At 60.7% G+C, this 26,535-nt stretch carries 28 protein-coding genes; 22 read left to right on the forward strand and 6 right to left on the reverse strand.

The window, feature by feature from the left end; genetic code table 11:
* The first annotated feature begins 32 nt into the window (after nt 1-32).
* Nucleotides 33-629: a MarC family protein gene (locus tag BJ917_RS16025; RefSeq protein ID WP_096513619.1), complete on the forward strand. Its 597-nt coding sequence runs from the start codon at nt 33-35 to the stop codon at nt 627-629.
* A 74-nt stretch (nt 630-703) separates the two neighbouring features.
* Here BJ917_RS16025 and BJ917_RS16030 read toward each other — a convergent pair whose 3' ends face one another.
* The 6 genes from BJ917_RS16030 to cobG form a co-directional block, all read right to left on the reverse strand.
* Entirely contained in the window at nt 704-1,354 is a 651-nt protein-coding gene (locus BJ917_RS16030) for a hypothetical protein (protein WP_121103827.1), read from the reverse strand.
* Nucleotides 1,355-1,417: 63 nt separating this feature from the next.
* Nucleotides 1,418-2,218 (reverse strand): hypothetical protein, encoded by an 801-nt coding sequence (locus tag BJ917_RS16035; RefSeq protein WP_256658553.1) that lies wholly within the window; start codon nt 2,216-2,218, stop codon nt 1,418-1,420.
* A gap of 200 nt (nt 2,219-2,418) precedes the next feature.
* Nucleotides 2,419-4,122, reverse strand: a complete 1,704-nt coding sequence (cobJ, locus tag BJ917_RS16040; RefSeq protein ID WP_121103829.1) for a precorrin-3B C(17)-methyltransferase — start codon at nt 4,120-4,122, stop codon at nt 2,419-2,421.
* Nucleotides 4,122-4,853, reverse strand: coding sequence for a precorrin-2 C(20)-methyltransferase (locus BJ917_RS16045; protein WP_096513623.1), 732 nt, complete (start codon nt 4,851-4,853; stop codon nt 4,122-4,124). Before BJ917_RS16045 ends, cobJ begins: the two co-directional genes overlap by 1 nt.
* Nucleotides 4,853-5,479, reverse strand: a complete 627-nt coding sequence (locus BJ917_RS16050) for a precorrin-8X methylmutase (protein ID WP_121103830.1) — start codon at nt 5,477-5,479, stop codon at nt 4,853-4,855. The genes BJ917_RS16045 and BJ917_RS16050 overlap by 1 nt, the downstream gene beginning before the upstream one ends.
* On the reverse strand, nt 5,472-6,863 hold the full coding sequence (gene cobG, locus BJ917_RS16055; RefSeq protein ID WP_121103831.1) for a precorrin-3B synthase: 1,392 nt from the start codon (nt 6,861-6,863) through the stop codon (nt 5,472-5,474). The genes BJ917_RS16050 and cobG overlap by 8 nt, the downstream gene beginning before the upstream one ends.
* Before the next feature lie 41 nt (nt 6,864-6,904).
* Between cobG and cbiE the strand changes: the two genes are divergently transcribed.
* The 21 genes from cbiE to ureC all read left to right on the forward strand — a co-directional run bounded on the left by cbiE (nt 6,905) and on the right by ureC (nt 26,528).
* Nucleotides 6,905-8,116 carry a precorrin-6y C5,15-methyltransferase (decarboxylating) subunit CbiE gene (gene cbiE / locus BJ917_RS16060; RefSeq protein WP_121103832.1) on the forward strand — a complete coding sequence of 404 codons (1,212 nt, stop codon included), beginning with the start codon at nt 6,905-6,907 and terminating at the stop codon, nt 8,114-8,116.
* On the forward strand, nt 8,109-9,206 hold the full coding sequence (locus tag BJ917_RS16065) for a cobalt-precorrin-5B (C(1))-methyltransferase (RefSeq protein WP_121103833.1): 1,098 nt from the start codon (nt 8,109-8,111) through the stop codon (nt 9,204-9,206). The genes cbiE and BJ917_RS16065 overlap by 8 nt, the downstream gene beginning before the upstream one ends.
* The gene (locus BJ917_RS16070) at nt 9,203-9,931 is read left to right on the forward strand and encodes a cobalt-precorrin-6A reductase (RefSeq protein ID WP_121103834.1); all 729 of its coding nucleotides are present in this window, start codon (nt 9,203-9,205) and stop codon (nt 9,929-9,931) included. The genes BJ917_RS16065 and BJ917_RS16070 overlap by 4 nt, the downstream gene beginning before the upstream one ends.
* Before the next feature lie 318 nt (nt 9,932-10,249).
* Entirely contained in the window at nt 10,250-10,648 is a 399-nt protein-coding gene (locus tag BJ917_RS16075) for a DUF2946 domain-containing protein (RefSeq protein WP_096513629.1), read from the forward strand.
* A 48-nt stretch (nt 10,649-10,696) separates the two neighbouring features.
* Nucleotides 10,697-11,176 (forward strand): copper chaperone PCu(A)C, encoded by a 480-nt coding sequence (locus BJ917_RS16080; protein WP_121103835.1) that lies wholly within the window; start codon nt 10,697-10,699, stop codon nt 11,174-11,176.
* Nucleotides 11,177-11,197: 21 nt separating this feature from the next.
* Nucleotides 11,198-11,644, forward strand: a complete 447-nt coding sequence (locus BJ917_RS16085; RefSeq protein WP_096513631.1) for a DUF2946 domain-containing protein — start codon at nt 11,198-11,200, stop codon at nt 11,642-11,644.
* A gap of 48 nt (nt 11,645-11,692) precedes the next feature.
* A complete protein-coding gene (locus BJ917_RS16090; RefSeq protein ID WP_121103836.1) occupies nt 11,693-13,072 on the forward strand; it encodes a PepSY domain-containing protein in 1,380 nt (459 codons plus the stop codon).
* Nucleotides 13,073-13,251: 179 nt separating this feature from the next.
* Nucleotides 13,252-14,040 (forward strand): ABC transporter ATP-binding protein, encoded by a 789-nt coding sequence (locus BJ917_RS16095; protein ID WP_121103837.1) that lies wholly within the window; start codon nt 13,252-13,254, stop codon nt 14,038-14,040.
* On the forward strand, nt 14,037-14,984 hold the full coding sequence (locus BJ917_RS16100; RefSeq protein WP_121103838.1) for an ABC transporter substrate-binding protein: 948 nt from the start codon (nt 14,037-14,039) through the stop codon (nt 14,982-14,984). The genes BJ917_RS16095 and BJ917_RS16100 overlap by 4 nt, the downstream gene beginning before the upstream one ends.
* Nucleotides 14,981-15,991 carry an iron ABC transporter permease gene (locus BJ917_RS16105; RefSeq protein WP_121103839.1) on the forward strand — a complete coding sequence of 337 codons (1,011 nt, stop codon included), beginning with the start codon at nt 14,981-14,983 and terminating at the stop codon, nt 15,989-15,991. The genes BJ917_RS16100 and BJ917_RS16105 overlap by 4 nt, the downstream gene beginning before the upstream one ends.
* A gap of 328 nt (nt 15,992-16,319) precedes the next feature.
* On the forward strand, nt 16,320-17,585 hold the full coding sequence (gene urtA, locus BJ917_RS16110) for an urea ABC transporter substrate-binding protein (protein WP_096513636.1): 1,266 nt from the start codon (nt 16,320-16,322) through the stop codon (nt 17,583-17,585).
* 161 nt (nt 17,586-17,746) lie between these two features.
* Nucleotides 17,747-19,249 (forward strand): urea ABC transporter permease subunit UrtB, encoded by a 1,503-nt coding sequence (urtB, locus tag BJ917_RS16115; protein WP_096513637.1) that lies wholly within the window; start codon nt 17,747-17,749, stop codon nt 19,247-19,249.
* Nucleotides 19,249-20,343, forward strand: a complete 1,095-nt coding sequence (urtC, locus tag BJ917_RS16120; RefSeq protein ID WP_096513638.1) for an urea ABC transporter permease subunit UrtC — start codon at nt 19,249-19,251, stop codon at nt 20,341-20,343. The genes urtB and urtC overlap by 1 nt, the downstream gene beginning before the upstream one ends.
* Nucleotides 20,340-21,212: an urea ABC transporter ATP-binding protein UrtD gene (urtD, locus tag BJ917_RS16125; protein ID WP_096513639.1), complete on the forward strand. Its 873-nt coding sequence runs from the start codon at nt 20,340-20,342 to the stop codon at nt 21,210-21,212. Before urtC ends, urtD begins: the two co-directional genes overlap by 4 nt.
* A 77-nt stretch (nt 21,213-21,289) precedes the next feature.
* The gene (gene urtE, locus BJ917_RS16130; protein WP_096513640.1) at nt 21,290-21,988 is read left to right on the forward strand and encodes an urea ABC transporter ATP-binding subunit UrtE; all 699 of its coding nucleotides are present in this window, start codon (nt 21,290-21,292) and stop codon (nt 21,986-21,988) included.
* Nucleotides 21,989-22,018: 30 nt separating this feature from the next.
* A complete protein-coding gene (locus tag BJ917_RS16135; protein WP_121103840.1) occupies nt 22,019-22,858 on the forward strand; it encodes an urease accessory protein UreD in 840 nt (279 codons plus the stop codon).
* Between the two features lie 139 nt (nt 22,859-22,997).
* Complete coding sequence (ureA, locus tag BJ917_RS16140; RefSeq protein WP_096513642.1) at nt 22,998-23,300, forward strand: urease subunit gamma; 303 nt, start codon at nt 22,998-23,000, stop codon at nt 23,298-23,300.
* A 9-nt stretch (nt 23,301-23,309) separates the two neighbouring features.
* Nucleotides 23,310-23,843: a GNAT family N-acetyltransferase gene (locus tag BJ917_RS16145; protein WP_121103841.1), complete on the forward strand. Its 534-nt coding sequence runs from the start codon at nt 23,310-23,312 to the stop codon at nt 23,841-23,843.
* Nucleotides 23,844-23,849: 6 nt separating this feature from the next.
* Nucleotides 23,850-24,383 carry a GNAT family N-acetyltransferase gene (locus BJ917_RS16150; RefSeq protein ID WP_096513644.1) on the forward strand — a complete coding sequence of 178 codons (534 nt, stop codon included), beginning with the start codon at nt 23,850-23,852 and terminating at the stop codon, nt 24,381-24,383.
* On the forward strand, nt 24,383-24,688 hold the full coding sequence (locus BJ917_RS16155) for an urease subunit beta (RefSeq protein ID WP_096513645.1): 306 nt from the start codon (nt 24,383-24,385) through the stop codon (nt 24,686-24,688). The genes BJ917_RS16150 and BJ917_RS16155 overlap by 1 nt, the downstream gene beginning before the upstream one ends.
* Nucleotides 24,689-24,827: 139 nt before the next feature.
* A complete protein-coding gene (gene ureC / locus BJ917_RS16160) occupies nt 24,828-26,528 on the forward strand; it encodes an urease subunit alpha (RefSeq protein WP_121103842.1) in 1,701 nt (566 codons plus the stop codon).
* The last annotated feature ends 7 nt before the right edge of the window (nt 26,529-26,535 follow it).

Consider the following 26,535-nt stretch of genomic DNA (forward strand, 5'->3'; position numbering starts at 1 on the left):
CCCTCGACCTCCCTCGCCAGTGAGCCTGCACCATGCTCCATGTGTTGTTCAGCGTTTACCTGAAGATGCTGGTGCTTTATAGCCCGTTCTTCGTATTGTCCTGCTTCATCAGTCTGACCCGCGGATACTCGCGCAAGGAACAACGTCGGCTGGCCTGGAAAGTGGCGATCGCCACCCTGGTCTCAAGTGTCTTGTTGTACCTGTTTGGCCGGGTGATTTTCAGCGTTTTCGGTATCACCGTGGACGCGTTCCGCATTGGCGCCGGCAGCGTGCTGTTCATCTCGGCGCTGGGCATGGCTCAGGGCAAGTCGGCGGTGCAGACCGACAACGTGCAGCAGGATGTGACCATCGTCCCGCTGACCATCCCTCTGACGGTCGGCCCCGGCACTATTGGTGCCTTGCTAGTGATGGGCGTGAGCCAGCCGCATTGGGATGACAAGCTCACGGCCATTCTCAGTATTGCCCTGGCCAGTTTCACTGTCGGTGTGGTGCTGTACCTGTCCAACCGCATCGAACGTATTCTCGGCGATCAGGGATTGCAGATTGTCAGTCGGTTGATGGGGTTGTTCGTGTGTGCGTTGGCGGCGCAGATTATTTTTACCGGGGTCAAAGGTTATCTGGTGCCCTGACCTGCCGAAACATGACAGTTACGAAAAGGCCTTGTCATTAAGACAAGGCCTTTGTTTTTTACCAGGGCAGATATTCAGAGCTTGAGTTTGTGCACAAGTAATCTTTCAGAGTAAGCCTCGATTTTTTCGTGCACCTGCGCACGGTGATCCTCAAATACTTTTCGCTTGAAGGCATACACACCACCGTCCGGGACAATCAGCACCCTTTTGTCAAACTCCTTCCAGAAGAAAAAATCCTGCTCTGTCACAGTAGTACTGACACGCATGCCAAAAAGACAGACAACCGTTTTGCCCGATGCCAGGCGCTCGCAAGGCGCACATTTGAGAATGCCCAGACCGCCGTGCATGACGTTACCGTGGAAAAACTCCCAAGCGAATTTGTCTAACTCCAACGCCCTGTAGGTATATTCGAAAAGCTCTCCCATGCGCTTGGAGCCAAGCCGAACAATGACCTCATGGCCAGTCCTCAGTAACTGGGGAACACTCGTCACCCGGAACGGTTCGGTGTGAACCATAGCTTCCAGGGTGAAACCGACTTCCAGCAATTGATTCTTGTAGCAATCGAACCAAACTTTCTGTGACGTGTGCTGTGGGTATTTATCGTTCGCCGTCAATTCGGAATATAGCAAACAGTCCTGTATATCCTGCTGGTCTTGCAAGTCGACTCTTGAATCAAAAGCAAGCAAACAACCACCCACCACAGCAGCATCTGCATGTACCGGCATATAAATACCTCGCCAGCCAAACCTTAATAACAACACAACAACTGATAACGTTACTGTAGGCCGTTAGCCCGCCAGCTTCTTGAATAGCCCATCACCAAACTGGTCAATATAACTGTACACCTGCTGGCGCTTGCGATCGAAAGCTCGCTTATTGAACTTTCGAATTCCAGCCGCCTGAAAAAGATGCACACCCTGAGTATTGAAGGTAAAGAACAAAAAGTCACCATTGTAATGCTTACTATAGACATCAAGCCCTCCCATGACCATCGCCATTCCACCACCTGGAGCAACGATGCAAGGGACTGCCTTGAAGCTGACGACTTGACTGTTCTTGCTTCCCGACTCGATTACCTTTAGGGCTGCCTGGTCTCCCTTCAGCTTTTCGAAGCCGCTGGCCACCAGATTCAGCACATTACCCGAACCAGCACTGATGACGGTCTGCAGCACCTGCAACAGTGCTTCATTCATAGTCAGCGTCAGTGTTTTGGAGTCATGAGTCTTGCGGGTATAGCTTTCGGTAACCCAGCCGAGCGCAGTCAATGCCTCGTTGTACGCGGCGTAGCGTTGCTCCTGGGAGCTATTGGCAGGCAATTTACGAACGACGGCTTCGGCAAAGGCCTGGCTATCCAATGCATCCTGCTTGTCGTCCTCGGAAAGACGCTCTTCGAACACTACGAGTGATTGACCAACAATGGATGCATCATGCTCTTGCTCTGTACGAGAAAACGCAAAATCGAAATCCCCACTGAAACCTCTGACGCGTGGTTGAGAAGAAGCCTCGGCCAACTGAGTTTCAATTCCTTCGAAATATTCATCTTGGGACAAGGGATCAAACAACAAGTCCGTGAAAATAAAATTATCCATCATTACTCCTTAGTTAGTATCAAGTCGCCTCATGCGACAAATCCAAACTAAAGCATTCACCCACAAGACTCAATTAACAATAAATAGAAACTCATACAACAAATTGCCAATTCAGACACAACAACAACAAGACACCAAACACAAGATGAGTGTCCACATTATTATCTGGGTAAAACGGCCCCGGAACGAGGCCGTAATCATCAACAGCCCGGTTTAGTACCGTACCAGCGCGGCGTATAAACCCATTCTCCGCCGTCGGCACGGGGAAAAGTGCATGTCGTGGAAGAACCGATCAACACCATGGTGCGCATGTCGACCTGATCCGGGGTCAACTGACCGAGGGTGATGACCCGCAAGGTCTGGCCTGGGCGGCCGATGTCCCGTCCCAACACGACCGGGGTCTGGGGCTCGCGATGGCGGGAAACGATATCCAGCGCCTGCCCAAGTTGCCAAGGACGTGAACGCGAGATCGGGTTGTAGAACGCCAGGGCCAGGTCCGCTTGAGCTGCCAGATCCAGACGTTTCTCAATGATCGACCAAGGCTTGAGGTTGTCCGACAGCGATATCACGCAGAAGTCATGCCCCAAGGGCGCGCCAGCCTGGGCAGCCGTCGCCAGTGACGCGGACACGCCCGGCAGGATTTCCAGATCAACGCGGTGCCACGCTGGATCGCTGGACTCATGCAACGCTTCAAGCACGGCGGCCGCCATGGCAAACACGCCCGGGTCGCCAGACGACACCACCACCACCGAACGCCCTTGAGCCGCCAGTTCAAACGCATGGCGTGCCCGCTGCATCTCTTCGCGGTTGTCGGTGCAATGCAGCACCTGGTCATCACGGAACGGTCCGGCCATCCGCACGTAGGTTTCATAACCCAGCACATCATTGGCGCGAGCCAGTTCGGACTTCACCGCTGGCACCATCAGTTCGGCGGCACCGGGGCCCAACCCTATCACCGCCAGACGTCCGCGAGGCCGACCAATCTGCAACGGATCCAGCGGTTGTTCAGCGACCACAATGGCAATGCTGTCATCACCCAGAACGGATACAGGCTGACTGATGGCATTGCTGACCAGCTCACCAACACCTGCTCCCCCGTTGGTAAAACGCAACGGCACACCCAACTCAAGGGCTGCTTCACGTAGCGCCGGGCTGGCCATATCGGTATCGGCCGCCAACAGGCAGGCCACCGATTGCACCGCGATGCGAGACTGATGCAAAGCCTCGCGCACCGCGTTCGGCAAATCTGTAATGCCGCCACTGACCGCCACCAACACACTGCGTGGATAGATCAGCAATTCATTGGCCGTGGGCACACGCTCGACGGGACTGACATGCAGCGCCAGTCGCGCCTGAGCATCCTCCGGCAACTGTGCTTGCGCCAGCCAGGGTGCCGCGCCTTCGATGCGCACCGTTTCACCGGCCAGCAAGTCGGAGACAAATCGCTTGCCCAGTTCCAGATCACCAAGGGCGTAGCCACTTGGAGGATTGAGCAGGCAAGTACCGAAGCGCAACTCACCGCTGGTGGTAATGGCGGGCGCCACGTTCAAGCCTGCGGCAATCTCCCGCGCCAGCACGTTCACACCGCCCAGGCCACCCAGCAATGGCACCACCGCACTGCCGTCTTCGGCTACCGCCAGTACGGGCGGCTCAGCGCCCTTTTCCAGCAGCAGCGGCGCGAGAGTACGGATCACGATCCCGGCAGCGCACAGGGCGATGATCGGCGTGTCCTGTTGATAAAGCTCGCGCAGGGTAGCGCCGAACTCGTGATAGACACGGTCCGCGCCCTCGACCCGTTCGGCCAGGCCGTGGATCAATGCACCGGGATACAGCTTCGCAATAGTACGTGCGGTAGCGAGGCTGCCATTACCGAGAATGACAATTGCCGGAACTGGACGAGTCATCAGCCTTGCCACCTTTCGCCCGGAACGATGATCAGCGAGAAGTACGGCGAGGACATCGGCTCGACTTGATCCAGCGGCACGATTTTCTGGTTGGCCATGGTCGCGCGCTCGACGTAAAGCGCGCGCTCGGCCAGCCCGAGTTCTTCCAGCACCTGGCGAACCTTGGGAAAGTTGCGCCCCAACTTCATGATTACCGCGGCATCGGCATCGGCCAGGCGGCGTTTGAGCTCATCATGGGGCAACACGCCGGACAATACCGACAGACTCTGATTGCGATACACCAGCGGCGCTCCGAGTACCGAAGCCCCACCCAGCATCGAGCAGACGCCCGGCACGACTTCGGCCTGATAGCGCTCGGCGAGCCGGTCGTGCAGGTACATGTAGGAACCGTAGAAGAACGGATCACCTTCGCAGATCACTGCCACGTCGCGACCCGCATCCAGGTGCACGGCCAGTTGCTCACCGGCGGCATCGTAGAAATCACTGATCACTTGTTCATAAGACAACGGTGCCGGCAGCGCCTCGGTGGTCACCGGGTAAACCAGCGGCAACAAGGTCTGGGCACCCTGCAAATGCGCCTCGATGATGCCGAAAGCATTGCCCTTTTTGCCCTTGGCGACGAAGTACGCCACAACCGGTGATTCACGCAACAGGCGCAAGGCTTTGACAGTAATCAGTTCAGGATCACCGGGACCGACGCCAAGGCCGATCAAACGTCCAGGTTGTTGCATCATTCGATCTCCGTGGCGAGGGCATTGACGGCGGCGGCGGCCATGGCGCTACCGCCCAGGCGACCTTGCATGATGACGAAAGGCACGCCACGGCTGTCCGCCGCGAGCATTGCCTTGGACTCGGCTGCACCGACGAAGCCCACCGGGAAGCCAAGGATCAGCGCCGGTTTCGGCGCACCGGCATCAAGCATTTCCAGCAAATAGAACAGCGCCGTCGGCGCATTGCCGATCACCACCACGCTGCCTTCCAGGTGCGGACGCCACAATTCCAGTGCGGCGGCGGAACGGGTGTTGCCCAGTTCACGAGCCAGCTCCGGCACGCTTTCATCACGCAAGGTGCAGATGACTGGATTGTTCGCCGGCAAACGCGCTCGGGTGATGCCCTCGGAAACCATCCGTGCATCGCACAGAATCGGCGCACCGGCCGCCAGCGCATCGCGCCCGGCCTTGCCCGCGCCTTCGGAAAATTGCAAACCGTCGATGGCGTCGACCATGCCACAGGCGTGAATCACCCGAACCGCGAGTTTTTCCAGATCGGTCGGGATTCGCGCGAGGTTGGCCTCGGTGCGAATGATCGCGAAGGAATTGCGATAGATCTCCTGACCGTCGCGGATGTAATCAAGCATCAAGGGGGCTCCGTGAGCGGGCGTCGAGCAAGGCTGCGACCGCTTCAATAGTAAGGTTGCGTGCATGCAGCGCGCCGAAACCGGACTGCGCTGCATCGCGAAAATAGAGGTCGTAGTGACCGGGGGCGACGGCCAGCAACGTCACCGGCGCCGTATGAGCGGCAGCGCAGGAACGCGGGCAACCGCTCAGATGAACGCTCAGGGCGTGGCGTTGTAGTAGTGCAGCCAGTTGCCGGGCATCGCCCTTGGTCTCGGCCAGGCTTTTGCCACAACCGTTTGAACCGGTGCACGCAATCATCCGGGTCAACGACTGATCGGCGTTGCATAGCAAGCCCAGTCGCTCCAGACCTCGAATGACTTCAGTGCCGTGTTCGTTGCGAATGTTGGGCAACAGCAGGCCTTGCCAAGGTGTGAACCGCAGGCTGCCATCGCCGAACGCGTCCGCCAGCTGTGCAGCTCCGCGCAATGTTGCGGGATCCAGTCGCCCCAGCGGTGGCACTGCCCCGACGTAGATAACCCCGGTCTCGGCCTGCGGATGAGCGCCAATGTGCAGAACACTCGAGTCCGCGGTGCGCCGCCCATCGGTCACGCCCTGGACGGAGACACGCTCGGCCAGTCGAACCAGAAAGTCTTCGATTGAATACTCGGCCAACAAATGACGCATCCGCGTTTGCTCGGGACGCGCCAGTTCCAGAAACAACTCAAGCACCGCCACCACCAGGTCATGGCCATCGTCGAGTGCAACCGAGCCTGTGGGCTGATCCGTGGGGCAACCGGCCAGACCAAACGCCAGCCGCAGCTCGCCGTCTCGCTCAAAGGCCGAGAGCCACAGGTCGTGGGGATGCTCGAGCATCGCCAAGGCCTCGCCGCCATCAAGCTGCACGGCAAACTTGGCGCTGAGGTCGTGGAAACGTTCGTGCCGTTGCACCGTGGCGAGAATCTGATCCGCCAGCGGTCGAGTGTCGAACAGCATCTGCCGATCGATCCCGGCAGCAGGGCTGAGCATCAGATTGCGCACGTCATCACCCGCCGCATCGCTTGGCCCCAACCCGGCGGCCAGCAGGCTGTCGATCAACGACGCCTGTTCGCGGCCTATCCCGCGGATCTGCAGGTTGGCGCGGTTGGTCGCCTCGATCACCCCACCGGCGTATCGCTCGGCTGCGTCAGCCACGGCAACCGCCTGCTGTGAGCGGATGGAGCCGCCGTTGAGTTTGATCCGGCAGATACCGCCGTCCAGAGCCTGGACGATACGCAACAACCCCGGGCAGGCCGAGGGGCGTAAGGCAGTGGTCAGCGGGCGTTCGTTCAAAGGAGAGACCGGGAATGTTGGAAAGGCGATTCGCAAGCAAAGGCGCGGTATTATGCCTGCTTTGTTCGACGGCATGAAAAGTCTGCCCGTCGGATCAGTGCGTTTGAGGAATATAGATGTCGCCCTGGCTGACGGTAGTGGGAATTGGTGAGAACGGCTTCAATGGCCTGGGCAAAAATGCCCGGCACGCCCTGTTGAACGCTTCGCGGATCATTGGCGGCCAGCGGCAACTGGATTTGTTACCCGCCTGCATCCGTGGCGAACGGCAATTGTGGCCCAGTCCTTTTACCCTTGACCCGGTCCTGGCCAGGCGCGGCGAGCCGGTCTGCGTCCTGGCCAGCGGCGATCCGATGTTTTTCGGAGTGGGCGCCAGTCTCGTCCGACAAGTCCCCGCCGATGAAATGCTGATACTGCCCACCCCCTCCTCCTGCTCCCTCGCCGCCGCCCGGATGGGTTGGCCATTGCAGGACGTGGTCACACTGTCGGTGGTTGCCCGCCCAGTCGCCGCACTCAGCGTCCAATTGTTCAGCGGCGCGCGCCTGCTGGTGCTGAGCAACGATGGCCGCAGCCCGGCCGCCATCGCCACGCTGTTGCGCGAGCGTGGTTTCGGCCCCAGCCGCCTTACCGTGCTGGAGCACCTGGGCGGTGAAGCCGAGCGGCGTATCGATGGCATTGCCAGCGACTGGACCGATTGCGCCATCGCCGACTTGAACCTGATCGCCATCGACTGCATTGCCGAGCCAAATACACCACGCCTGTCGCGCCTGGCCGGGCTGCCCGACTCGGCGTTCAAGCATGACGGCCAACTGACCAAACGCGACGTGCGCGCGATTACCCTGGCCCGCCTGGCTCCAGTGCCCGGCGAACTGTTGTGGGATGTCGGCGCCGGCAGCGGTTCGATCGGCATCGAATGGATGCGCGCCCACCCGAGTTGCCGGGCGCTGGCCATCGAGGCCGATAACGGGCGGCAGCTGTTGATCGAGCACAACCGCGATGCCCTCGGCGTGCCTGGCCTGCAACTGGTTCGCGGCCGAGCACCGCACGCCCTCGACGGGCTCGAACGTCCAGACGCCATCTTCATCGGTGGCGGTGTCACCCGCGAAGGCGTATTGGACAGCTGCTGGGCCGCGCTAAAACCGGGGGGCCGACTGATTGCCAACGCGGTCACGCTGCAAAGTGAAATGACCCTGATGGCATGGCGTGAACAGCATGGCGGGGAGCTGACGCGCATCCATATCGCTCAGGCGCAACCGCTGGGCGACTTCGATACCTGGCGCCAGGCATTGCCGATCACCCTGCTGGATATGACGAAACCACTCGATGCGTGACGAAACCGCCGAACAACCCGCGCCGCTGCGCAGTGGCTTGACCACGGGCAGCTGCGCCACTGCAACCTGCCTCGCCGCGGCTCGCCTGCTGCTCGCCGGTACCCCGGCGGACGCGGTGCAAATCGTCTTGCCCAAGGGCAAGCAGGTGCAGATGCGCCTGGAATTCTGTCGGCTGACGGACGACAGCGCCGAGGCCGGAACGATCAAGGATGCCGGCGACGATCCCGATGTCACCCATGGTGCCCTGCTCTATTCCCAGGTCCGCCTGCGCGCCGAGCCGGGCATTGGTTTCAATGCGGGACGCGGAGTCGGCACAGTGACTCGCCCCGGGCTGGTGCTGGGCGTCGGCGAACCGGCGATCAACCCGGTGCCGCGCAAAATGATCACCGATCACCTGACCCGACTAGCCGGCGAACTGGGCTATGGCGGTGGTTTCGAGGTCACGGTCAACGTCGAAAACGGCGAGGCCCTGGCGCTGAAAACCATGAATCCGCGCCTGGGAATCCTCGGTGGCCTGTCGATCCTCGGGACCAGTGGCATCGTCCGGCCGTTCTCGTGCGCGGCCTACATTGCCTCGATCCACCAGGGCATCGATGTGGCGAAGACCAACGGCTACCTGCACATCGCCGCGTGCACCGGCAACGCCAGCGAAGACACCATGCGCCGGGTCTACAACCTGCCGGAAATTGCCCTGATCGAAATGGGTGACTTCGTTGGCGCGGTGCTCAAACACCTGCGCAAGGTGCCGGTGGACAGACTCAGTATTTGTGGTGGCTTCGGCAAGATCAGCAAACTGGCGGCCGGGCACATGGACTTGCACAGTCGGCATTCGAGCATCGACCTGCCGCAACTGGCCGAATGGGCCGCGGCGGTCGGTGCCGATACAGCGTTGCAGCAAGGCATCCGCGAGGCCAACACCAGTCAGCAAGCCCTGGCCATGGCCAGCGCCGCCGGCGTTGCCCTCGGTGATGCGGTGTGCCGGCATGCCCTGGACTTTGCCCGCAGTGTGGTGCCGCCGCAGGTTCAGGTCGAAGTGTTTGCCATCGATCGCCAGGGCGGGATCGTTGGCCATGCCGGAGCTTTTCAATGAAACGCATTCTGTTGCTGGGCGGTGTCACCGAAGCCCTGGCCATCGCCCGCACCCTCGGCCCCGAACACATCTACAGCCTGGCCGGTATCGGTCGGGTGCCAACGGACCTGACCTGTCAGGTTCGCGTCGGCGGCTATGGCGGTGCCGAAGGTCTGGCGCAGTTCATCCGCGATGAACGAATTGACCTGTTGCTGGATGCCACGCATCCCTATGCGGCCAAAATCAGCCAGAGCGCCGCCAGCGCTGCGCACCTGAGTGGTATTGCCTGCTGGGCACTGCGGCGGCCGGCGTGGCAGCCACAAGCCGGGGACGACTGGCGCGAAGTCAGCGATTGGGCCGAACTGATCGAAGCGCTGAAGCCTTTTCGGCGACCACTGTTCACCCTGGGCCGCGAGCCCTTGCAACACCTGAACGAAATTCCCGAGGAACAATTCTGGACCTTGCGCGCACTGGACGTGTATCCGGGCAACGAGCGCTGCGAAGTGATCGGCGCACGTGGACCGTTCCTGATCGACGATGAACGTGAACTGTTCGAACGAAGGCAGATCGACGTGCTGATCAGCAAGAACAGCGGCAGCACCGCGACCGAACCGAAGCTGGAAGTGGCGCGTGAGCGTGGGGTGCCGGTGTTGGTGTTGAAGCGGCCGGCGTTGCCGGGGGTTGAGCGGGAGTTCGAATCAGTGACGGAGTTGTTGCGGGTAATGACAGAACAGCTATCAACTTGAGTATTGCGAACGCTTTAGCACGCCATCGCGGGCAAGCCCGCTCCCCCAGTTGATTTGATCGGGCAGAAAATTTGAGCCAGGCAATAAACCTGTGGGAGCGGGCTTGCCCGCGATGACGTCATGGGCAGCGATACAAAAGGATAACGATCATGAATGAAATTCCGAAGAATGCTTAAGCGACACTGGCATTTCGCTATTCGCGTCTATTCTGAAGTCTATGAAATCGCTGCGACACCAAACCGCACGCCGCTTTTTTACTTATCGGCATTGATCAGGCTAAATAGCCGCGCCTGATCGCCCACCCAATGGATCTGTCCCATGTCCCGACAACGGCTCGCAATTGCCTGGATAGCCTGCTTCGCAGTGCTGTTCAACCTGCTCGCCATGCCGATGTCCGGAGCGATGGCGCAGTCGGCTAAGTTGCCTGCCGAGCAATTGTTGTGGGGCAGTTTCTGCTCGTCCAGCGGCACCAGGATGGTGGCGGTTTCTCTCGGTGATATCGAGCAGAAAGCCCCGCAAAGTGATGTTCATTCCAACATGCAGCATTGCTGGTGTTGCTCCGGCTCGGCGCCGGTGGTGGCGTTGCCGGGGCACGTGCCCCAGTTGTATTTCGCGCAATTCGAATCCAATCGAAGCCTGCCGGCTGCCTCGCTCAGTACACCGACACCGCGCCAGCAATGGCCGAGCCTCAATCCCCGCGCATCCCCTCTGGTGTGATTCCATCTCGCAATTGAACTGCGTCCTGAATCGTTCTGGAGAACCACCATGTTGAACAAACTCATCGTTGTGGCAGCGTTGCTGCTGCCTGCCTGCTTTGCCAATGCCCACGAATACAAGGTCGGGGAGCTGGAAATCGCTCATCCCTGGTCACAGGAGTTGCCGCCCAACGCGCCAAACGTTGCTGCCTATTTCGTGATCAACAACGAAGGCAAATCAGCTGACCGATTGCTCAGTGTCGACTCGCCCATTGCAGGCGAAGCGCAACTGCACGAGCACGTGATGCAAAACGACGTGATGAAAATGCAGCACGTACCAAACGTGGAAATCCCCGCCGGTGGCGAAGTCACGTTTGCACCCATGGCCTATCACGTGATGCTGCTCAACCTGAAAGACCGGAGCCTGCTGAGCGACGGCAAGCGCTTCCCGATGACCCTGCACTTCGAGAAATCCGGTGACGTGACGGTCGAAGTGGCGGTGCAGAAGCAGGCGCCTGAAGACGGGCAAAAGCACGCGCACGCCCAATAACCGCTTGAGCTGAAAACGCCCATGCGCCCGTTTAGCGCCAGGCGATCCAGACCCCGTCGTCAGCCATCGAGCCTGACACGCGGCAGCTGGATCAGCCTGTTCGCCATGTTGATGATCTTTATCGGCCCACTGGTTTCCCAGTCGATGCCGATGGACTCGCACGCGTCCATGAGCGTGAGCATGTCGATGGGCCTGTCCATGGACATGCCGGCAATGGATCATGCCGGGCATGGTGCACAACCGGGCGCCGAACACAGCCCGCTCCCTTCGGGGCATCATGCGCTGTGGGAAAAGTGCGGCTATTGCAGCCTGTTGTTCAACTGCCCGGCGCTCACCGGTGGTGTGTCACTTACCGCGTTCGACACCCCGCCCACCAGTACTTTCACCTCCCCTTCCCCGCGCCTGGGCCATGCCCGGCAGACCTTTTTCCCCGGTGCCCGCACCCGCGCCCCGCCCATCATCACGTAGACCCGCAAACCCATAACTAAAAGATCCGAGCCACGCGGAGCACACGTGATGAAACAGCCCAAAGTGAACTTCTACAACCTGGCATGGCGCTGGCATTTTTATGCCGGATTGTTCGTTGCGCCATTCATGGTGATGCTGGCCCTCACCGGCACCCTTTACCTGTTCAAGCCACAACTCGACTCGCTGATGTACAGCAGTTTGCTCAACGTCCCCGCCGGCCATCACACCATCCCGGCCGACAACCTGCTCAACCGGGTGAAAGAAGCCTACCCACAAGGCACGATCAAACAATATCTGCCACCGGTGAACGCCGAACGCAGTGCCCAGTTTGTTGTGCTCGACAGCGGCAAAGAGCTGAACGTATTCGTCGATCCGTACCACGGCGACATCCTCGGCGAACAAGACGCCAAGAAAAACCTGCAAGCCATCGCGCGGGCGATTCACGGCGAACTGATGATCGGCACCGTGGGCGACCGACTGGTGGAATTGGCCGCCGGCTGGGGTGTGGTGCTGGTAGTGTCCGGGGTATTCCTGTGGTGGCCGCGGGGTCAGGCCGCCGGCATTCTGTGGCCACGCCTGAGTAGCCGCGGCCGGGTGCTGTGGCGCGACTTGCATGCCGTCACCGGGTTCTGGGGCGCCTCGCTGCTGCTGGTGATGCTGCTCAGCGGCATGACCTGGACAGGTTTCTGGGGCCAGCAATACGCAGCGGTGTGGAACGTCTTCCCGGCGGCGATGTGGGACAACGTGCCCAAATCCGATGTTGAAGCGCGCAGCCTCAACGAGGCTCATCGCCAAACCGTGCCATGGGCCATGGAAAACACGCCGATGCCAATGTCCGGTGACCACGCCGAACACATGGCCCACGACGGCGCTCACGCAGGTCCCGCGGCGCCGACCATCAGCCTGCAAGACGTGCAAAACATCGCGGCGCAAAGCAAGGTCGAGCCCGGTTACAGCATCACCCTGCCGAAGTCCGCGACCGGCGTGTTCACCATCTCGGTATTCGCCGATGATCCGCGCAACGACGCGACCCTGCATGTCGATCAATACAGCGGCAAAGTTCTGGCCGATGTGCGCTTCGAGCAGTACGGCACCGTCGCCCGCGCCACGGAAATCGGCGTGATGCTGCATGAAGGCAAAATGTTCGGCGTGTTCAATCAGATCGTCGTGCTGTTGATCTGCCTGATGATCCTGCTCAGCGCCGTCAGCGGCGTGGTGATCTGGTGGAAGCGTCGCCCGCAAGGCAAGTTCGGCGTGCCGCCGCTGCGCCACGACCTGCCAAAATGGAAAACCGCAATGGTTATCATGTTTGCCCTGGCGGTGGCGTTCCCGTTGGTGGGGGCTTCGCTGGTGGCGGTCTGGCTGCTCGACAAGCTACTGCTGTCGCGCTTGATCCGACAAACTGAAAGCGCCTCAACTTCATCATGAAACAGGCGAGATGCGCGGGGTTTAAGGGACTGTAAACTCCCCCGCGCGTCACTCTGACATTTCAGGGTTTCCTTTGCGGCCCTTTCGCTGGCAAGCCAGCTCCTACAGGATTTTCACGTCCCCTGTAGGAGCTGGCTTGCCAGCGGAGAGGCCATCAGCAACACCCCAAGAGCAACTGCATGACCTCGCTGAACCTCACAAACCTCACCTGGTCGCCACTGGGCCACGGCCACTGCCATCACCAATTTCAGCTGCGCAGTGCTTCGCTGCACGTGGCCGCCGGCGAGTTCGTCGGTTTGATCGGCCCCAACGGCAGTGGCAAGACCAGCCTGTTGCGTTGCGCCTGGCGCTTCAACAAACCGGAAAGCGGCGAGGCCAGGCTCGACCATCACAACGTCTGGACGCAATCTTCGCGCTGGTGCGCGCAACGTATCGCCGTGGTGTTGCAGGAGTTTCCCGATGCGTTTGGCCTGACCGTCAGCGAGGTCGTTGCCATGGGGCGCACGCCGCACAAGGGGCTGTTCGACGGCGACACCGTCGAAGATCGAAACCTTGCGACAAAGGCGATTGAATCCGTCGGGCTCAAAGGCTTCGAAGACCACGCATTCTCCACCCTTTCCGGCGGCGAAAAGCAGCGCGTGATCCTCGCCCGCGCCCTGGCCCAGCAACCTCAATTGCTGATCCTCGACGAGCCGACCAACCACCTCGACCCGCGCTACCAGCTTGAGCTGCTGCGGTTGGTCAAGCGCCTGAAAATCGGCACCCTGGCGAGCATCCATGACCTCAATCTGGCTGCCGCCTTCTGCGATCGGCTCTACGTGATCAACCACGGTCGCATCGTCGCCAGCGGCGCGCCGAAAGAAGTACTGACCGCCGCGCTGCTGCGCAACGTGTTTGGTGTCGAAGCGTTAATCGATGAACACCCCTTGCACGGCTACCCACGAATCACCTGGATAACCCGGCCATGATTTTGCGTTCCCTGCTGTACGTTTCCCTGTTGCTGGGCAGCGCCCAGGCACTTGCCGAGGCCACGCACTACCCGTTGACGATTCAGAGCTGCAACCGCGAGGTGACCTTCCAGCAAGCGCCAAAGCACGCGGTCAGTCACGACATCAACATGACCCAGATGATGCTTGCCCTTGGCCTCAAGCCACAGATGGCGGGATACAGCGGTGTGTCCGGCTGGAAGTCGGTGACGCCGCAAATGCACAGCATCCTCGAGGGATTGCCGGAACTGGCGGCCAAGTACCCGTCGGTGGAAACCCTGCTCGACGCCAATGTCGATTTCTTCTTCGCCGGTTGGGACTATGGCATGCGCGTGGGCGGCGATCTCACGCCACAGACCCTGCAGCCACTGGGCATCAATGTGTATGAGTTGACCGAGTCCTGCGCCTTTGTGATGAAGCGTCCACCGGCGACGCTGGAAGACACTTATAACGACCTGCGCAACCTCGGAAAAATTTTCGACGTACAGGATCGCGCCAACACCTTGATCAGCGAGATGCAGGCGCAGGTCGCCGGAGTCCGCAAAGGTCTGCCTGCCGAAAGACCCCGGGTGTTTCTCTATGACAGTGGCGAAGACCGGGCCATGACCTCGGGTCGCCTGGGCATGCCGCAAGCGCTGATCGATGCGGCGGGCGGACGCAATGTGCTCGACGACGTCGAAGCGAGCTGGACCCGGGTCAACTGGGAGAACGTGGTCGAGCGCAATCCGCAGGTGATCGTGATCGTCGATTACGGCGAAGTCACTGCCGAACAAAAAATGCAGTTCCTGCTGGATAACAAGGCACTGCAATCTGTCGATGCGATCAAGCACCAACGCTTCATCGTCATCCCCTACGTGCAGGCCACGCCGGGGATCGATAACGTGCTGGCGGTGCAAACCCTGGCCAAAGGCTTCCACGGCGGATGATCAATCGTCGCTACGCCTTGTTGCTGATCGCCCTCGGTGCGTTGTTGCTGGTGTCCTGCGTGGTGTCGCTGGGTTTCGGCCCGGCGCGGGTGCCGGTGGACGTAGTGTGGCGGATTCTGCTGCACAAGCTGTTTGGTTTCGGCGTGCCCGACTGGAGCGCCGGGCAGGAACACATCGTCTGGCTGATCCGCGTACCGCGCATGTTGCTGGGTGCATTGGTGGGTGCCGGATTGGCGCTGATCGGCGCGGTGCTGCAAGCGGTGACGCGCAACCCGCTGGCCGACCCGCATTTGCTCGGGGTCACGTCCGGCGCGACGTTGGGCGCGGTCATCGTAGTGCTGCATGTCGGCGAAATCGTCGGCCTGCTGACCCTGCCCATCGCCGCTTTCATCGGTGCATTGTCGAGCATGCTGGTGGTGCTGATGATCGCCAGCCGGCACGGTCGCCTGGACAGTGATCGTCTGCTGCTGTGTGGCGTGGCGGTGTCGTTCGTGATGATGGCGATTGCCAACCTGCTGCTGTTTCTCGGCGATCACCGCGCCAGTTCCGCAGTGATGTTCTGGATGCTCGGCGGGCTCGGGTTGGCGCGTTGGGAATTGCTGGCAGTGCCTGCTGCCAGCGTACTGCTCGGACTGGTCATGCTGCTGGGTATGGCGCGTTCGCTGAATGCCTTGATGGCGGGTGAGCAGACCGCCGTGACGCTGGGATTGAACGCACGGACAGTGCGGTCGTGGGTGTTTGTCATTGCCTCGCTGATGACCGGAGTACTGGTCTCCATCAGCGGTTCAATTGGTTTCGTCGGGCTGATGATGCCGCACATTGCGCGGCGATTGGTCGGGGCCGAGCATCGTCGGTTGTTGCTGGTGTGTGTGTTGATCGGCAGCGTTTTCCTGGTGTGGGTGGACGTTGCGGCACGGACAATGATCGCCCCAGAAGACCTGCCCATCGGCGTTGCCACCGCTGCCATCGGCGGCCTGTTCTTCATCGGCCTCATGCGCCGCCGCTGATACCACAAAACACCACGGAACCTGTGGGAGCTGGCTTGCCAGCGATGACGGCGGCACATTCAACATTTCTGTGCCTGTTCTACCGCTATCGCGGGCAAGCCCGCTCCCACAGAGGGCGGCGCTAATTGACATTCCTGCGCCCCGTTCTGGCGCAGAGGAACGCACCAACGCGCCAGGTGCGTCCCTTCATGGTGCGCCACCAACTCCGGCAACCGCTCTAAACCGACATTTCCCTGCCTTTTCCCGACCGGGCACAGCCCTTGCTAAAGACCCTTCAGTCGTCCGCATCTGCCAACCAGAAAAATTAAACGTTCATGGAGATCGCACAATGAAGCGTCGCAGTTTGATCAAGGCTTTCACACTCACGGCAAGCATTGCCGCGATGGGCATGACCTGGACTGTCCAGGCTGCCGAGACCATCAAGGTCGGGATTCTGCATTCGTTGTCCGGGACCATGGCGATCTCCGAAACGTCGCTCAAGGACATGGCCTTGATGACCATCGACGAGATCAACGCCAAGGGCGGCGTGAATGGCAAGATGCTGGAGCCGGTGGTGGTGGACCCGGCGTCGAACTGGCCGCTGTTCGCGGAAAAGGGCCGGCAGCTGCTGACCCAGGACAAGGTCGCGGTGGTGTTCGGTTGCTGGACGTCCGTATCGCGTAAATCGGTGTTGCCGGTGTTCGAAGAACTCAACGGCCTGCTGTTCTATCCGGTGCAATACGAAGGCGAAGAAATGTCGCCAAACGTGTTCTACACCGGCGCCGCGCCAAACCAGCAAGCGATCCCCGCCGTCGAGTACCTGATGAGCGAAGAAGGCGGTAGTGCCAAGCGCTACTTCCTGCTCGGCACCGACTACGTCTACCCACGCACCACCAACAAGATCCTGCGTTCGTTCCTGCACGCCAAAGGCGTGGCCGACAAGGACATCGAAGAGGTCTACACCCCGTTCGGCCACAGCGACTATCAAACCATCGTGGCCAACATCAAAAAATTCTCGGCCGGTGGCAAGACCGCCGTCATCTCCACCGTCAACGGCGACTCCAACGTGCCGTTCTATAAAGAACTGGCCAACCAGGGTCTGAAAGCCACCGACGTTCCGGTCGTGGCGTTCTCGGTCGGTGAAGAGGAATTGCGCGGTATCGACACCAAGCCGCTGGTGGGCAACCTCGCGGCGTGGAACTACTTCGAGTCGGTGGAGAACCCGGTGAACAAGAAGTTCGTCGATGACTGGAAAGCCTACGCGAAGAAGCACAACTTGCCGGGCGCCGACAAAGCCGTAACCAACGACCCGATGGAAGCCACCTACGTCGGCATACACATGTGGGCCCAGGCAGCGGAAAAAGCCAAGTCCACCGACGTCGACAAAGTCCGCGAAGCCCTTGGCGGCCAGACGTTTGCCGCGCCGTCCGGCTACACCCTGACCATGGACAAGACCAACCACCACCTGCACAAGCCGGTGATGATCGGCGAGATTCAGGCCGATGGACAGTTCAACGTCGTGTGGCAGACCGAAGGGCCGATCCGTGCCCAGCCGTGGAGCCCGTTCATTCCGGGCAACGACAAGAAGCCTGAGTATGCGGTGAAGAGCAACTGAGCCATTGGATGTCGGGTGTGAACACCGTGCTCATGCCCGACACAATTCCCTGTGGGAGCTGGCTTGCCAGCGATGGCATCACCTCGGTACATCAGACACACCGAGTCGCCTGCATCGCTGGCAAGCCAGCTCCCACAATGTCCGCGTCAAGGCGATCATCTATGCCCAGTGCCTTTTACCGACTTGTTCTTGCCATCGCATTTCTTTTGCCAATGGCCACTTTCGCCAGCGACGCCGAAGACTTCGTCGCCGCCAACCCCACACAGCAAGCCAAGCTGCTGGAGTCCTGGGCCGCGCAGCCCGACCCGGCGCGTATCGAACTGATCAACGCCCTGCAACAAGGCGAGTTGACCGTCGATGGCCAGCCGAAAACCTTGCGCCTGAACAACCGCCTTCGGGCTCTGATCGATACCGCGCTGGCAAGCCACCAATTACTCGCCACCGATACCAAACTCCGTCTGGCTGCCGCGCAACAACTGCAGAAAAGCGCCAAACCCGCGCAGCTGAAATTCCTCGATCAGCAACTGTCTGGTGAGAAAGATGAAAGCGTCCACGCCGCCCTGAGTCTGGCCCTGGCCAACCTGCAACTGGTAGACAACGACCCCGCCGTTCGCCTCGCCGCCGTGCGCCTGCTCGGCGAAACCGGCGATCCGCTGGCCCGCACCCGCCTCGAAAGCCTGTTGCAACCCGGCGTGGAAACCGACACCAACGTGCGCACCGCCGCCGAAACCAGCCTCGCTCAAGTCAAACGCAAACTGCTGATCGGCGAGCTGCTCGGCCAGGCCTTCAGCGGCATGTCCCTCGGTTCGATCCTGCTGCTCGCGGCGCTGGGCCTGGCGATCACCTTCGGCCTGCTCGGGGTGATCAACATGGCCCACGGCGAGATGCTGATGCTCGGCGCTTACTCGACTTACGTGGTGCAGCTGATGTTTCAGCGCTTGGCGCCGCAGGCCATCGAGTTCTATCCATTGGTCGCATTGCCGGTGGCGTTTTTCGTCACCGCCGGGATCGGCATGGCGCTGGAGCGTACGGTAATTCGTCACCTCTACGGCCGTCCTCTGGAAACCCTGCTCGCCACCTGGGGCATCAGCCTGATGCTGATCCAGTTGGTGCGTCTGGTGTTTGGCGCGCAGAACGTCGAAGTGGCCAACCCGGCCTGGCTGTCAGGCGGGATTCAGGTGCTGCCCAATCTGGTATTGCCGTACAGCCGCATCGTGATCATCGCCTTCGCGCTGTTTGTGGTCGTCCTCACTTGGCTGCTGCTGAACAAGACACGTCTGGGCTTGAACGTTCGCGCGGTCACCCAGAACCGCAACATGGCGGCGTGCTGCGGTGTGCCGACCGGCCGTGTCGACATGCTTGCCTTCGGCCTTGGCTCGGGCATAGCGGGCCTCGGTGGCGTGGCGCTGAGCCAGATCGGCAACGTCGGTCCGGACCTCGGCCAAAGCTACATCATCGACTCGTTCCTGGTGGTGGTGCTCGGTGGTGTCGGGCAACTGGCCGGTAGCGTATTCGCCGCTTTTGGTCTGGGCATTGCCAACAAGATCCTCGAACCGCAGATCGGTGCCGTGCTCGGCAAAATCCTCATCCTCGCGCTGATCATTCTGTTCATCCAGAAACGTCCGCAAGGTCTCTTCGCACTGAAAGGACGGGTGATCGACTGATGAACCAGCCCCTGCTCGTTACCGCGACACAGAAAGCCGGCCCCAAAGCCACGATTGCCGTCGGTGTTGTAGCCCTCGTTTTACTGCTGGCGCTACCGCTGCTGTCGTTGTTGTCTCCCGATAGCACGCTGCATGTCTCGGCCTACACGCTGACCTTGGTGGGCAAAATCCTCTGCTACGCCATCGTCGCCCTGGCGCTGGATCTGGTCTGGGGCTACGCCGGCCTCTTGTCCCTCGGCCACGGCCTGTTCTTCGCCCTCGGCGGTTACGCTATGGGCATGTACCTGATGCGCCAGGCTTCGGGCGATGGCCTGCCGGCGTTCATGACCTTCCTGTCCTGGACCGAATTGCCCTGGTACTGGACCGGCACCCAAAGCTTCCTCTGGGCCCTATGCCTGGTGGTGCTGGCGCCGGGATTGCTGGCGTTGGTGTTCGGCTTCTTCGCCTTCCGCTCGCGGATCAAGGGCGTGTATTTCTCGATCATGACACAGGCCCTGACTTTCGCCGGGATGCTGCTGTTCTTCCGCAACGAGACCGGGTTTGGCGGTAACAACGGCTTCACCAATTTCCGCACGATTCTCGGTTTCGGCATCACTGAACCGGGCACGCGTGCGGTGCTGTTTTTCGCCACGGTGCTGTTGCTGGTAGCGAGCCTGCTCATCGGCTGGCGCCTGGCCCGAAGCAAATTCGGTCGCGTGCTGACCGCCCTGCGCGATGCGGAAAACCGGCTGATGTTCTGCGGCTACGATCCGCGTGGTTTCAAGCTGTTTGTCTGGGTATTGAGTGCGGTGTTGTGCGGCTTGGCCGGTGCGCTGTACGTACCGCAAGTCGGGATCATCAACCCGAGTGAAATGTCCCCGACCAACTCCATCGAAGCCGCCGTGTGGGTTGCCCTGGGTGGTCGAGGAACCTTGATCGGCCCGTTGCTCGGCGCCGGTGTGGTCAACGGCATGAAGAGCTGGTTCACCGTGGCATTCCCCGAATACTGGCTGTTCTTCCTTGGCGCGCTGTTCATCGTCGTGACCCTGTACCTGCCCAAAGGCGTGATCGGTCTGCTGAAGAAACGGCCTTATGAAAAGAGAGATGAATCATGAGAGTCACTGCCACGGCTGAGTTCATGCTCGAACCGGCATTTTTTCCGCCCCTGGAGCCCAACCGCGATGCCGGTACCAGCCGCGATACGATCGGCCTCGGCCAGCGCGCCGGCAAAGGCCTGAACACCCGCCACGGCACCCTCCTGACCCTGGAGGACATCAGCGTCAGCTTCGATGGCTTCAAGGCACTGAACAATCTGAATCTGTACATCGGCGTGGGTGAATTGCGCTGCATCATCGGTCCCAACGGCGCGGGCAAGACCACGTTGATGGACGTCATCACCGGCAAGACCCGCCCCAGCCACGGCAAGGCCTGGTTCGGTGAAACCCTGGATCTGACGCAAATGAGCGAAGTGCAGATCGCCCAGGCCGGCATCGGCCGCAAGTTCCAGAAGCCGACGGTGTTCGAAGCCTTGAGCGTGTTCGAGAACCTGGAATTGGCGCAAAAAACCGACAAGTCGGTGTGGGCCAGCCTGCGAGCACGGCTCAACGGCGAACAACGGGATCGCATCGCCGAGGTGCTGCACACCATTCGCCTGACCTCTTCGGCCAATCGCCCGGCCGGCCTGCTGTCCCATGGTCAAAAGCAGTTTCTGGAGATCGGCATGTTGCTGATGCAGGACCCGCAACTGTTGCTGCTCGACGAACCGGTGGCGGGCATGACCGACGCCGAGACCGAGTTCACCGCTGAACTGTTCAAGAGCCTGGCTGGCAAGCATTCGCTGATGGTGGTGGAACACGACATGGGCTTCGTCGGCTCGATTGCCGACCACGTCACCGTGTTGCACCAGGGTAGCGTGCTGGCGGAGGGGTCGCTGGAGCAGGTACAGGACAACGAGCGGGTGATCGAGGTGTACCTCGGTCGCTGAGTCTGCGAACACCATCACTGTGGGAGCTGGCTTGCCAGCTCCCACAGGGTTCTGTGTGAAGCACAAGGAATTTGAACATGCTGCAAGTCGACAAGCTGCACCAATACTACGGCGGTAGCCACATCCTGCGCGGCCTGACGTTTGACGTGAAGGTCGGTGAAGTCACCTGCCTGCTCGGGCGCAACGGCGTGGGCAAGACCACTCTGCTCAAGTGCCTGATGGGTCTGTTGCCGGCGAAAGAAGGCGCGGTGAACTGGGAGGGCAAACCGATCACCACGTTCAAGCCGCATCAGCGGGTGCATGCCGGGATCGCCTATGTGCCGCAGGGCCGGGAAATCTTTGGCCGGCTGACCGTGGAAGAAAACCTGCTGATGGGCCTGTCGCGGTTTCCCGGCTCCGAGGCCAGGGAAGTCCCGGCGTTCATCTACGAGCTGTTCCCGGTGTTGCTGCAAATGAAACAACGGCGTGGCGGCGACTTGTCCGGCGGCCAGCAACAACAGCTGGCGATCGGCCGCGCACTGGCCAGCCGCCCACGCCTGTTGATCCTCGACGAGCCCACCGAAGGCATCCAGCCGTCGGTGATCAAGGAGATCGGCGCGGTGATCAAGAAACTCGCGGCCCGTGGCGACATGGCGATTCTGCTGGTTGAACAGTTCTATGACTTCGCCGCCGAACTGGCTGACCAGTACCTGGTGATGTCCCGTGGCGAGATCGTGCAGCAGGGTCGCGGTAAAAATATGGAAGCCGAGGGTGTGCGCGGTCTGGTTACGATTTAATCTGTAGCAACCTAACGATAATTAAAAACCATGAATTCACCTGCCTCCACAACGCTGTTCACCCCCAGCTGGCACGCCGAACTGGAACTCGGCTACGCCCGCTTCGGCGACACCACGCGCCCGGTCCAGCGCCGTCACCTCGGGCCCTTGCGCGTGCAGAAGCATTTGTATGCCGAGGGCCCCGAAGTCTGCCAGCACATCATCGTTCATCCGCCTGGCGGGATTGCGGGTGGTGATCGCCTGGACATATCGGCCAGTGTCGGCCGTGACGCCTGGGCACAGATCACCAGTCCCGGCGCAGCCAAGTGGTATCGCGCCGCGGGCCCCGCTTATCAGCACTTGAAATTGAAGGTGGCGGCCGGTGCGAGACTGGAATGGTTGCCCCAGGAGACGATCGTTTTCAGCGCGGCACAGGCGCAACTCAGCACCTCTATCGACCTTGAAGGCGATGCCCGGCTGTTCTACTGGGACGTGGTGGCACTGGGTAGACCGGCCAGCGGCGAGCGCTTCGACCTCGGGCATTTTCAGGCGCACCTGGATATCAGCCGTGATGGCCGGTTGCTCTGGCATGAGCGCCAGCGCATCGTCGGCGATGACGGCTTGCTGGACTCGCCGATCGGGCTGGATGGGCAGCCGGTGTTTGCGACGCTGTTGGTGACAGGCGAGATTGATAGTGAACTGCTGGAACAGTGTCGTTCGCTACCCCATGACGTGCGTGGGGATTTGACGCAGTTGCCGGGGTTGCTGGTTGCCCGATGCCTGGCCGGCGAAGCGCTGTTGGCGCGCGGCTGGTTGATTGAATTATGGCGATTGCTCAGGCCTGCACTGCTCGGCCGAGAAGCAGTCCCTCCCAGAATATGGAGCACCTGACACCGATCCCCTGTAGGAGCTGGCTTGCCAGCGAAGGCGTCAGTACAGACGCCAAAAAGCTTCGCTGGCAAGCCAGCTCCTACAGGTCATGTGTTCACACATTGAATGATTTTTTAACTGCCGAAACTGGATTTCTACGATGGACCTGACCCCTCGCGAAAAAGACAAGCTGCTGATCTTCACCGCCGGCCTCGTGGCCGAGCGGCGTCTGGCACGCGGCGTGAAACTCAATTACCCGGAAGCCATGGCCTACATCAGCGCCGCGCTGCTCGAAGGTGCCCGTGACGGCCAGACCGTTGCGCAACTGATGCACTACGGCACCACCCTGCTCAGCCGTGAACAAGTGATGGAAGGCATCCCGGAAATGATCCCGGAGATCCAGGTGGAAGCGACTTTTCCTGACGGCACCAAACTGGTCACCGTCCACCAACCGATCGCCTGAGGCCACGCCATGACTTACACCATTCGCGACGCAGTACATGCCGACCTGCCGGCAATCCGTGACATCTACAACGACGCCGTGCTCAACACCACGGCGATCTGGAACGAACAGGCTGTCGACCTCGGTAACCGCCAGGCCTGGTTCAGCGCACGGCAGTCCCAGCGCTATCCGATCCTGGTAATCACCGACGATGAGAACAACGTGCTGGGCTACGCTTCATTCGGCGACTGGCGGCCCTTCGATGGTTTCCGCCATACCGTCGAGCATTCGGTCTACGTGCGCAGCGACCAGCGCGGCAATGGCTTGGGCCCGAAACTGATGGATGCCCTGATCGAGCGTGCCAGGGACTGTGGCAAGCACGTGATGGTCGCCGCCATCGAAAGCGGCAATGCAGCTTCCATTCATTTGCACGAGCGCATCGGTTTCGTGACAACCGGACAAATGCCCCAGGTGGGCACCAAATTCGGCCGCTGGCTGGACCTGACCTTCATGCAACTGACCCTCAATCCGGGTGCCGAGCCACCGACCGCCAACAAGGAGTGATCGCCGATGAACCCCGCCCAACTGCGTCGCGTCAACGTTGAAAGCTTTGCGCACTACCGTCAGGGACTGATTGACCTGCTGCTCGATGCCGTCGGCTACGGCGCCAGCGTGGGCTTCATGGCGGACCTCGATGCAACCCAGGCCCGCGCGTACTTCGATGAAGTCCAGGAGAACCTGAACAAGGGCAACGTGTTGCTGTGGGTGGTGGTCAAGGATGAACAGGTGCAGGCCAGCGTGCAGCTCGGCTTGTGCCAGAAAGCCAATGGCCTGAACCGCGCCGAGGTGCAGAAACTACTGGTGCGCGAGCACGCGCGGCGTCGCGGGCTGGGCCAACAATTGATGACAGCGCTGGAGCAGGCCGCCCTGCAACACAAGCGCGGCATGCTCTACCTCGACACCGAGGCCGGCTCCCCCGCCGAAGACTTCTACAAAGCGCTGGGTTATACCCGCGTCGGTGAGATTCCCGATTACGCCTGCGACCCGAGCGGCCGCTACAAACCGACCGCCCTCTATTACAAGATTCTCCAAGGAGCCCATTGATGATTCCCGGTGAATACCAGATCCAGCCCGGCGACATCGAGCTCAACGCCGGCCGACGAACCCTCAGCCTGAAAGTAGCCAACAGCGGCGATCGACCCATCCAGGTCGGTTCGCACTATCACTTTTTCGAAACCAACGACGCCCTGACGTTCGACCGCGCCGCCAGCCGCGGCATGCGCCTGAATATTCCTGCCGGGACTGCCGTGCGTTTTGAACCGGGGCAGAGTCGCGAGGTCGAGCTGGTGGATCTGGCCGGGCATCGCCGGGTATTCGGCTTTGCCGGGCGGGTCATGGGTGACCTGTAAGTTTCACAGTGTATGTTCCGGCCCCTTCGCGAGCGGGCTCGCTCCCAAAGTTGATCGCATTTCCCTGTGGGAGCGAGCCTGCTCGCGAAAGTGAGCGCAGCGAACGATTTCAAATTCAATTGAACCCCAAGGCAAGCCCATGAGAATCTCAAGACAAGCCTACGCCGACATGTACGGCCCCACCGTCGGTGACAAGGTTCGCCTGGCCGATACCGAACTGTGGATCGAGGTCGAAAAGGACTTCACCACCTACGGCGAAGAAGTGAAGTTCGGCGGCGGAAAAGTCATCCGCGACGGCCAGGGCCAGAGCCAGCTGCTTGCCGCGCAAGTCGTCGACACCTTGATCACCAACGCGCTGATCGTCGACCACTGGGGCATCGTCAAGGCCGACGTCGGCCTCAAGGACGGACGCATCGCCGCCATCGGCAAGGCCGGCAACCCGGACGTCCAGCCCGACGTGAACATTGCCATCGGCGCCAGCACCGAAGTCATCGCCGGCGAAGGCATGATCCTTACCGCCGGCGGCATCGACACCCACATCCATTTCATCTGCCCGCAGCAGATCGAAGAAGCATTGATGAGCGGCGTCACCACCATGATCGGCGGCGGCACCGGCCCGGCCACCGGGACCAATGCCACCACCTGCACCTCGGGCCCCTGGCATCTGGCGCGCATGCTCCAGGCCGCTGATGCTTTCCCGATGAACATCGGCCTCACGGGCAAGGGCAACGCCAGCCTGCCGGAGCCGCTGATCGAGCAGGTCAAGGCCGGCGCCATCGGTCTAAAGTTGCACGAAGACTGGGGCACCACCCCGGCGAGCATCGACAACTGCCTGAGCGTGGCCGATCAGTACGACGTTCAAGTGGCGATCCACACCGACACCCTTAACGAGTCCGGCTTCGTCGAAACCACCCTCGCCGCCTTCAAGGGCCGCACCATCCATACCTACCACACCGAAGGCGCGGGCGGCGGCCATGCACCGGACATCATCAAGGCCTGCGGTTTTGCCAACGTGCTGCCGAGTTCGACCAACCCGACCCGACCTTTCACCCGCAACACCATCGACGAACACCTCGACATGCTGATGGTCTGCCACCACCTGGACCCGAGCATTGCCGAAGACGTAGCCTTCGCCGAAAGCCGCATTCGCCGCGAGACGATCGCCGCCGAAGACATCCTCCACGACCTCGGCGCGTTCTCGATGATCAGCTCCGACAGCCAGGCCATGGGCCGGGTCGGCGAAGTCATCACCCGCACCTGGCAGACCGCCGACAAGATGAAAAAGCAGCGCGGTGCACTACCGGGCGACGGCGCAGGCAACGACAACTTCCGCGCCAAACGCTACATCGCCAAGTACACCATCAACCCGGCGATCACCCATGGCATCAGCCATGAAGTGGGTTCGATTGAAGTTGGAAAGTGGGCGGATCTGGTGCTGTGGCGCCCGGCGTTTTTTGGGGTCAAGCCAACGCTGATTCTCAAGGGAGGGGCCATTGCGGCCAGCCTGATGGGCGATGCCAATGCATCGATTCCAACCCCGCAACCGGTGCATTACCGTCCGATGTTCGCCAGTTACGGCGGCTCCCTGCATGCCACCAGCCTGACGTTCATCAGCCAGGCGGCGCATGAAGCGGGCTTGCCGGAAGCCTTGGGATTGAAGAAGAGAATCGCCGTGGTCAAAGGCTGTCGAGACGTGCAGAAAACCGATTTGATCCACAACGATTATCTGCCGAACATCGATGTCGATCCGCAGACCTATCAAGTCAAGGCCGACGGCGTGCTGCTGTGGTGCGAACCGGCAGAAAGCCTGCCGATGGCGCAACGTTATTTCCTGTTCTAGGCAATCT

The organism is Pseudomonas sp. WPR_5_2 (genome assembly GCF_003634475.1).
Lineage (GTDB): Bacteria > Pseudomonadota > Gammaproteobacteria > Pseudomonadales > Pseudomonadaceae > Aquipseudomonas > Aquipseudomonas izuensis.